The following is a 7,804-nucleotide window of genomic DNA, read 5'->3' on the forward strand; positions in this document are numbered from 1 at the left end:
CTTCCGATCTCTCGATCACCTTCTGGTGGCGGCGCTGGAGCGAGCAGTCGCGTTCGAACAGGTGGACGACATTGCCGTGGCTGTCGCCGAATACCTGCACTTCGATATGGCGGGGCGAGGTGATCCACTTTTCGAGGATCACGTCGTCGTTGCCGAAGCTCGCCTTGGCTTCGCGCCGGCAGGATTCGAGTGAAGACAGGAAATCGTCCTCCGCATCGACCTTGCGCATCCCCTTGCCGCCGCCGCCTGCGACGGCCTTGATGAGGACCGGATAGCCGATCGCGTCGGCTTCCTGCTTCAACCGCTCGGCGCTCTGGTCGTCGCCGTCATATCCGGGAGTGACGGGCACGCCCGCCTCGCGCATCAGCTTCTTGGCGGCGTCCTTCAGACCCATCGCGCGGATCGAGGAAGGCGGCGCGCCGACCCAGATCAGCCCCGCTTCTTGCACCGCCTGCGCGAAGTCCGCATTTTCGGACAGGAAACCGTAGCCCGGATGGATCGCCTCCGCGCCGGTCTGCTTCGCCGCCGCGATGATCTTCTCACCGACCAGATAGCTTTCGGCAGCAGGCGAGGGGCCGATATGCACCGCCTCGTCGGCACTGCGCACGTGCAGCGCCTTGGCATCGGCATCGTAATACACCGCGACAGTGGCGATCCCCATGCTCCGCGCAGTGCGGATGATGCGGCAAGCGATCTCGCCGCGATTTGCAATCAGCAGCTTGGCGATCATTCGACGATATCCTTCAGCGTGCTCGGCGCGCCGATGGCCTCGCACTCCTCGGGCGGCACCATCGAGAAGCTGGTATTGGCGACTTTCCATCCATCGTCGGTGCGCACCATGCTCAGCGAATTGACCCCGCAATGGCTGATCTTGTTGTCGACGAAGAAGGTATACGGCCCCCACACCTGTGCCATGTCTCCATCGACGAGCACGGTCTGGTATTCCATGAATTCGGAAACCTCGGCCGTGTCCCCGGCCCACCGTTCGAGATGGTCGGACACCTTGACCACGTCGACCCGCGGATTGTCCGGGTCCATCCGATTGTGGACGAAGATCGTGCCGTCTCCGATCATCTCGCGCGCCAGCCGTGTCTTGTCTGCGCTCTTGAGCGCGGCGAAGAACCGGTCCGCGCCCTGCATCACAAGCTGTTCGGGAGCGGGCAGCATTGGCGCATCCTGCGCCAGGGCGGGTGTGGCCAGCGCGGCAATGGCCAGTGCCGGGAATATCTGGAGTCCTCTCATGCCACGCTCGCTACCGCCAAGCGCGCCGCAGGTCTACCATCCCGCTACGGGGCGCAGGTCTTCGCGGCTATAGGGCGGCCACTGCTCGGGCTCGGGCGCGTATTTCGTCAGGGCCTGCCCCAGGGCGACGACGACGTGCCATAGCTTTTCGTGCGCGGGTACATAGATACGGTGGTCCCACGCCAGCTGGCCCCGCTCGCGAACCTTCCGGCCGATGGCACCATAGATGCGCGCGGCGGAAAGCACCGCCCAGCGCTGGCGGAAGCGCAGGTGCTTCGCGCCGATCCGCGCCGCTTCCTCGTACAGTTCCATCCGGTCGACCAGTTTCGCGACTACTGCCGCAAGCTTGAAGCGGTTTTCCTCGTCTGCGTGCGTGTCCGGCTCCAGCCCTTGCTCCGCCAGCCAGTCGTGCGGCAGGTAACAGCGACCGGCCCGTGCATCTTCCACCACGTCGCGCGCAATATTGGCGAGCTGGAAGGCGAGGCCGAGATCGCAAGCGCGGTCGTAGATGAAGCTGTCGTTCGGCGCGAACATGACGCGCGCCATCAGCACGCCGACTGCGCCCGCCACGTGGTAGCAGTAGCGCATCATCTCTTTCTCGGTCGGCGGGCTGAAGCCGTTCGCGTCCATTGCGAAGCCGGAGATGACCTCGTTCGCCATGTCGAGCGTGATGCCCGCCTCGTTCGCCACTTGGTTCAGCGCATCGAAGCCGACATCGGCGGTCGGCTCACCCGCCAGCGCGCGACGGGTCAGCACCTTGATCGCCTGCAGCCGGTCCTCGATCCCCGCCTGGTCGCCCAGCTCACCGCCCATGTCCTGCGCATCGGCCAGATCGTCGCAGCGGCGGCACCAGGCATAGAGCATCCACACGCGTTCGCGCGTGGGCCGGTCGAACAGCTTGGAAGCAAAGGCGAAGCTGCGCGATCCTTCGGAAATCGCCTCGTAAGACTGGCGCACCAGCCCGGCACGATCGCGCCCGCCACCGGGGCGGGGGATCGAGGGGCGCACGAAGCGCGAAGGGACGAGCGGGCGGGCCTGGGTCACAATTCGTCGGCACTCATGCGATAGATCGGCGTATTGGGCACATAAGAAGCGAGCTTGCCAAGCAGTTCCGGCAAACTATCCGCAATCTGCAGGATTTCACGATGGCTCGCCCGCACGAAACCGGTATCCGCCATCCGGTTAACGAAGCCGATCAGATCATCGTAAAAGCCGAAAGCGTTGAGCAGGCCGACCGGGTTTTCGTGGTACCCGATCTGCGCCCAGCTGAGCGCTTCGAATAGCTCGTCCATCGTGCCGAGCCCGCCCGGCAGGGTGACGAACCCGTCCGCCAGATCGGTGAAGCGCGCCTTGCGCTCGTGCATGGTGTCGACCGTGATCAGCTGCGTGCAGTCATGGTTGGCGAACTCGCGCTCCACCATCGCATGCGGGATCACGCCGATCACCTCGCCGCCTGCGGATAGCGCGCCGTCGGCCAGCGCGCCCATCAGGCCCAGACGTCCCCCGCCATAGACGACGCCGATCCCGCGCCGTGCCAGCTCGCCGCCAACCTCATGCGCGAGTTCGATATAGCGCGGGTCGGCAGGCGTCGCGGCACCGCAATAGATGGCAATGCGGTTCATTCTCTGCCGCTTTCGTCGGCCCCGGATTTCCAGTAGTCGCCGCATGCAAACCGGAACAGCGCACGCATTCCCTCGTCAGGATCGCTATATGTCACGAAAGTGACCTGCGGCATGCGGATTGTCTCCGGACTTGCCGGGCCGGACGGCTCACGATACCATATTTTCAGCGATGCGAGCGCGGGTAGCGCGCATGACACAGCGTGCCGGGTGTCGGTGAATTCGCCATCGGCCAGCTGGTAACGCACGAGGATTTCCGGATAGGTCTCGCCCTCGTGCCGGAAGGTCGCCTGGAAGGCGCGATCGTACAGCAGGCGCTCCCCGTCGCTATCCTCGGCAACAGCCCAGTCGTGAACGTGACTTTCCTCAACCAAGGTCGAGCGTGTCGTTTCCGCCACGGGGTGCGTGGCGATCAGGAGGGAGAGCGTAACGGCAATCATATCTCGATCTTCTTCCCGCCGGTATTACCTGCCAGTTCGCTCACAGGCTCGCAGCGCAGACGACGGCCATCACGCCTCTTTCCGCCAATTCCAATTCATCGAACGGACGATAGACGATAGCTTCGAGCTTGGTATTGTTCATCGAAATGCGCCCGGTGTCGCGAGCCGTATTGATGGAGCTAAGGACTCCGGCGGTCCTCTCACTGCACCGTACGTAGTAGCCTCGCACGGATTGCGAGACGACCGGGTTGACCGATGCAGGATAGGTGACGCGTACCGACACGCTGCGTACGGTATGGCCGCTGCGCGTGATCTGCCTGATGGCCGTCTTGTCGTACGCGTAGACCGTGCCGTCATGCCCCGTGAAAGTCTCCGAAAAATCGAGCGGCGGCAGGCTGCCTGCCTGCATTGCAACGATGGCCGCGAGGGGCGCCAATGCGAGCATGCTCAATCGGCCTCCGGCGTCGCAGTGCACAGATGCTTGTACACCGCATATTCGGCAGGCGTCTGGTCCTTGTAAACGTTGATCCAGGGTGCGCTGGCTGGACTATCGGAGATCTGCTGCGATGCCGCGTTGAACACCCTGTCGCTCAGCTTCTTGAGCTGTGGCTTGTCGCAATTCGCGGCGAAGCGGGTGATCACGTAGAAGGATTGCCCGGCCGGGTTGGTCTGGATCGTCAGGAAGTCGCCTGCCGCGATCCTGTCGCCTTCCACCTTTTCGCCGGCGAGCGTCTTTGGTGCGAACCAGCCCGGCATCACGCCTTCGGGCATCGTCACACCTTCCCACCCGTCTGGAATGGGGAGCGCCGGCTGGGCCTGCATGGCGATAGCGGCAATCACACTGGTAAGCGCAGTAATCACGTACATTATCCTTTAGCTTGCAAATCTTCGATCATCAGTCCGGCGGTCGCCTTGGCACTGCCGACAACACCCGGAATGCCGGCACCAGGATGCGTGCCCGCGCCGACGAGGTAGAAGTTCCGGATCACATCGTCGCGGTTATGGCCACGGAAATACGCGCTCTGCGTCAGCACGGGTTCGAGGCTGAAGGCACTGCCGAGGTGCGCGTTGAGATCGTGCGCAAAGTCGGATGGCGCGTAGCTGAACTTGGTCACGATCCGATTATGGATATCGGGCACCAGCCGCCGCCCGACCTCGTCGAGGATGCGTTTTTCCAGCAGCGGGCCGATCTCGTCCCAGTCGACCGGCAGCTTGCCCTGGTGGGCGACCGGCACCAGCGCGTAGAACGTGCTCATCCCGGGTGGCGCCATGCTCGGATCGCTCTTGCTCGGGTGGTGGAGGTAGATCGAGAAATCTTCCGGCAGCACGCCGTGCTGGTAGATGTCGTCGAGCAGGCCTTTGTAGCGTGGGCCGAACAAAATCATGTGGTGCGCGATGCCCGGCCACGTGCCTTCGAGCCCGAAATGGACCACGAACAGTCCGGGGCTGTAGGTCTTGCGCTTGAGGCGGCGGCCCATGCTCCAGCCACGCTGCGAGCGGCCCAGCAGGTCGCGGTAGGAATGCATGATGTCGGCATTGCTGGCGACCGCATCGAAGCCCTGCACGAAGCCGCTTTGCGTCCGCACGCTCTTGGCGCGGTTGGCATCGACCTCGATCCCCGTCACCGGGTCGCCTAGCCGCAGGCGTCCGCCCAGCCGCTCGAAATGGCGGACCATGCCTGCGATCAGGCGGTTGGTGCCGCCCTTGGTCCACCACACGCCGCCATCCATCTCCAGCTTGTGGATCAGCGCATAGATGCTGCTGGTCTTCATCGGGTTGCCGCCAACCAGCAGCGTGTGGAAGGAGAGCGCCTCGCGCAGCTTTTCGTTCTCGACGAAGCTGGAGACCATCGAATAGACGCTGCGGTAGGCCTGCTTCTTGGCCAGTGCGGGCGCGGCCTTGAGCATCGACTTGAAATCGAGGAACGGCACCGTGCCCAGCTTCAAATAGCCTTCCTCGTACACCCCGGCGGAGTAATCGAGGAAGCGTCGATAGCCCTCGACATCCTTGGGGTTGAGCTTGTGAATTTCCGCGAACAGCTCTTCGTGATCGTTCGAATAGTCGAAATTCGTGCCGTCGGGCCAGTTGAGGCGGTAGAACGGCTTGACCGGGACCAGCTCCACATCCTGCGCGATATCATGGCCTGAAAGCGCCCAGAGTTCCTTCAGGCAGTCGGGATCGGTTACCACGGTGGGCCCGCCATCGAAGGTAAACCCGTCGCGCTCCCAGAAATAGGCGCGGCCACCGGGCTTGTCGCGTCCTTCGATCACGGTCGTCTGGATGCCCGCGCTCTGCAGCCGGATCGCCAGAGCCATACCGCCGAACCCGGCGCCGATCACGCATGCATTACGGCTGTCCGCCATTGAATTCACGACCCTTCCTTCTGCACCAGCGGCTGACCGCCTTGCGTAATGGCACGCACCGCACGCCCAATCGGCACTGGCGGCTTGCCCGTCAATATCCGCAGCTTGTCCCCACCCGTCGACCGGGCGGCATAGAAGCGTTCGATAAGAGGCTGGGGCAGGCGATAGAAGCGTGAGAAGATGCGGTATCGCTGGGCAGGTTCCGCCGCTCCGAACAGCATCTTGCCCAGCAGCCGGTAAAACCCGGTGCGCTGCCAGACGCGGCGCGCGTGATCTTCCAGCAGGGCGGCCATCTGTTCGCCCGGCAGTTCCCGGTTGCGCGCCACCAGCAGCGCGGTTTCGACCGCAAAGGGCAGGGTATAGCTGGTGAGCGGGTGCGCGATCATCGCCCGCGCGCCCGCCATCGCGACACCGGGCACGCGCACTTCGCGCTGGTAGCGGGCGAGGTCGCCACCCGTCACCACCGGCAGGACGCCGGTTTCGAACGCCATCGGCTCACCTTCCCAGCCCACTGCCGCGCAATAGCGGTCTATCCGGGCGGAAAGGGTCGAACGGTCCAGCTCGGGCGTGTCCTGGTAATAGGTATCCTCGACGAACAGCTCTTCCGCCGAAAGTGGCAGCGTGTAGAGGAAGCGGAAGGCACCGTGCTGCTTGACCCGCGCGTCCATCACCAGCGGCCGGTCGAGCTGGTGCGGTTTTGTGGCTCGCAGGTGGCGGCCCATGAACACCTGCCAGCCCCCCTCGAATGCATCCGAAGGGATGAAGCCGCGCGCGTCGATCACGCAGCGCGCCTCTATCCTTTCGCCACCGGCCAGCGTGGCTCCCTTCGCATCGACGGCCACCACCTCCCGATTGGTACGGATGGTCGACTGGGCCAGCTCGCGCCGCAGACCAGCGTCGAAATCAGCCGACGAAAGCGAGAAATAGACGCTGTCCAGCGTGCGCGTATGTTCGGGGAAGAGCACGGCATAGCCGACCGGCCAGTGCGTCTTGCGGAAGGGGGAGAGCAGCGCCTCGCCTTCGAAATTGAGGTCGCTTTCGAACCAGCTCCAGCGGTGGTTGCCGCCCAGCGCATCGCCCGCTTCCACCAGCACGACATCCAGCGCGGGGTCCTCTCGCCGCAACGCAAGCGCGATCAGCCCGCCTGCAAGGCCGCCGCCCAGGATCGCTATGTCGGCGCGAGTTCGCGGCGTGGCCCCTGTCATGGCGATGCTCGTAGGGCGCGGATCGTCATGGTGCAAACGGATGGTTCTTGGGGATGGTGGAACGTTGCGCATCGCAACCCGTTCTTCAGGCGCAACAGGAGTTTACCCCAGATGCGATTGATCTTCCCGCTACTGGCCATGGGCGCTATTACAATCGGCGCAGCGCCCGCCTTCGCGCAGGCAGGCCCCGATCCCGATACTCTGCCAGAGCCTGTCGAAGAGGGTTCGGTCCTCGACGGGGACTGGATCCAGGTCGGCGTGGGCGTCGCCTATGGCGCCGACTACGATGGATCGGACGATTACGAGGCATTTCCGTTGCCGCTGATCCAGGGGAGCCTTGGGGGGCTCGGTATCCAGCCGCGCCCTGCCGGTGTGGCGCTGGATTTCGTGCAGGATGGGGAAGGGCCGGTCGCTTTCACGCTTGGCCCCGTCTTGCGGGTGCGCACCAGCCGGACGGGCGATATCGAAGACCCCGTGGTGGCCGCTGCGGGTGAACTGGATACTGCAATCGAGGTCGGGCCGAGCGCAGGGGTCACCTATGCAGGTGTCCTTCACGGCTATGACAGCATCAGCGCGGGCGTCGATGTGCGGTGGGATGTCGCGGGCGCGCACGAGGGCCGGACGATCAGCCCCTCGATTACCTATTTCACGCCGCTAAGCCGCGGTATCGCGGTGAGCCTCGCCCTCTCCGCAGAGCATGCCGACGGCGATTTCCAGGATTACTATTATTCGGTCACTCCCGCGCAGGCGCTTGCCAGCGGATTACCCGTCTACGATGCAGGCGCGGGCTTCAACAAGGTCGGCGCGACGCTGATCGGCGGGATCGACCTCGATGGCGATCTGACCAATGGCGGCCTCGCGATCTTCGCGGTAGGCGGTTACTCACGCATTATCGGCGATGCTGCTGATTCCCCCTTCGTGGACCAGCGCGGCAG

10 protein-coding genes are annotated in these 7,804 nt (G+C 64.1%); 1 reads left to right on the forward strand and 9 read right to left on the reverse strand.

What is annotated here, in order from left to right; translation table 11 throughout:
* From ACEQXE_RS03280 to crtY, 9 genes are all read right to left on the reverse strand, one after another.
* Positions 1-730: biotin carboxylase N-terminal domain-containing protein (locus ACEQXE_RS03280; RefSeq protein WP_370177496.1), on the reverse strand; the 730-nt coding region annotated here is incomplete at its 3' end.
* Complete coding sequence (locus ACEQXE_RS03285; protein WP_370177497.1) at positions 727-1,242, reverse strand: hypothetical protein; 516 nt, start codon at positions 1,240-1,242, stop codon at positions 727-729. The genes ACEQXE_RS03280 and ACEQXE_RS03285, both read right to left, overlap by 4 nt.
* Before the next feature lie 33 nt (positions 1,243-1,275).
* Positions 1,276-2,286 (reverse strand): phytoene/squalene synthase family protein, encoded by a 1,011-nt coding sequence (locus ACEQXE_RS03290; protein WP_370177498.1) that lies wholly within the window; start codon positions 2,284-2,286, stop codon positions 1,276-1,278.
* Positions 2,283-2,864, reverse strand: coding sequence for a TIGR00730 family Rossman fold protein (locus tag ACEQXE_RS03295; protein ID WP_370177500.1), 582 nt, complete (start codon positions 2,862-2,864; stop codon positions 2,283-2,285). The genes ACEQXE_RS03290 and ACEQXE_RS03295 overlap by 4 nt, the downstream gene beginning before the upstream one ends.
* Positions 2,861-3,301, reverse strand: a complete 441-nt coding sequence (locus tag ACEQXE_RS03300) for a hypothetical protein (RefSeq protein ID WP_370177502.1) — start codon at positions 3,299-3,301, stop codon at positions 2,861-2,863. Before ACEQXE_RS03300 ends, ACEQXE_RS03295 begins: the two co-directional genes overlap by 4 nt.
* Positions 3,302-3,341: 40 nt before the next feature.
* Positions 3,342-3,752, reverse strand: coding sequence for a hypothetical protein (locus ACEQXE_RS03305; RefSeq protein WP_370177503.1), 411 nt, complete (start codon positions 3,750-3,752; stop codon positions 3,342-3,344).
* Positions 3,749-4,162 (reverse strand): hypothetical protein, encoded by a 414-nt coding sequence (locus ACEQXE_RS03310; protein WP_370177505.1) that lies wholly within the window; start codon positions 4,160-4,162, stop codon positions 3,749-3,751. The genes ACEQXE_RS03305 and ACEQXE_RS03310 overlap by 4 nt, the downstream gene beginning before the upstream one ends.
* Before the next feature lie 5 nt (positions 4,163-4,167).
* Entirely contained in the window at positions 4,168-5,664 is a 1,497-nt protein-coding gene (locus tag ACEQXE_RS03315; protein ID WP_370177506.1) for a phytoene desaturase, read from the reverse strand.
* A gap of 5 nt (positions 5,665-5,669) precedes the next feature.
* Positions 5,670-6,869, reverse strand: coding sequence for a lycopene beta-cyclase CrtY (crtY, locus tag ACEQXE_RS03320; protein ID WP_370177507.1), 1,200 nt, complete (start codon positions 6,867-6,869; stop codon positions 5,670-5,672).
* 111 nt (positions 6,870-6,980) lie between these two features.
* On the opposite strand from crtY, the gene ACEQXE_RS03325 reads away from it, so the two are divergent.
* On the forward strand, positions 6,981-7,804 hold an 824-nt coding region (locus ACEQXE_RS03325), incomplete at its 3' end, for a MipA/OmpV family protein (RefSeq protein WP_370177508.1).

Origin of the sequence: Alteriqipengyuania sp. (genome assembly GCF_964222115.1) — a bacterium.
Taxonomy (GTDB): Bacteria; Pseudomonadota; Alphaproteobacteria; order Sphingomonadales; family Sphingomonadaceae; genus Alteriqipengyuania.

Bases quoted from the DNA above. Each gene is read 5' to 3' on its own strand.
- ACEQXE_RS03285 (WP_370177497.1), bottom strand. From the start codon at position 1,242: ATGAGAGGACTCCAGATATTCCCGGCACTGGCCATTGCCGCGCTGGCC.
- ACEQXE_RS03295 (WP_370177500.1), bottom strand. From the start codon at position 2,864: ATGAACCGCATTGCCATCTATTGCGGTGCCGCGACGCCTGCCGACCCG.
- ACEQXE_RS03300 (WP_370177502.1), bottom strand. From the start codon at position 3,301: ATGATTGCCGTTACGCTCTCCCTCCTGATCGCCACGCACCCCGTGGCG.
- ACEQXE_RS03315 (WP_370177506.1), bottom strand. From the start codon at position 5,664: ATGGCGGACAGCCGTAATGCATGCGTGATCGGCGCCGGGTTCGGCGGT.
- crtY (WP_370177507.1), bottom strand. From the start codon at position 6,869: ATGACAGGGGCCACGCCGCGAACTCGCGCCGACATAGCGATCCTGGGC.